This window comes from Falsiroseomonas sp. RANM36 (assembly GCF_056682175.1).
Map to the genome: position 1 here is coordinate 1 of NZ_JBWXTD010000069.1, position 278 is coordinate 278.

The 278-nt window shown below is 64.7% G+C and carries 1 protein-coding gene; it reads left to right on the forward strand.

The features are described 5' to 3' along the window. Positions 1 to 109: 109 nt before the first annotated feature. A complete protein-coding gene (locus tag AC1MIR_RS27875; RefSeq protein ID WP_480031418.1) occupies positions 110 to 256 on the forward strand; it encodes a hypothetical protein in 147 nt (48 codons plus the stop codon). Positions 257 to 278: the final 22 nt, after the last annotated feature.

Below are 278 nucleotides of genomic sequence, written 5' to 3' on the forward strand. Positions count from 1 at the left end.
CATCCCGGGCTTCGTGCAGCGCTGGCTGTTCAGCACGAACCACTAGGACTTCGGCACGCTCTACTTCGGCTTCGGGCTGATCGCCGCGATCGTCGGCATCGGGCTTTCGCTGCTGTTGCGCCTCGAACTGCAGCAGCCGGGGATGCAGTTCTTCGCCGATGGGCTGATGTGGAACGCCTTCGTCTCCGCCCACGGCCTGATCATGGTGTTCTTCGCGGTCATGCCCGCGCCGATCATCATCGGCACGAACCAGTAGCCGATGCCGCCGAGCAGCGCGG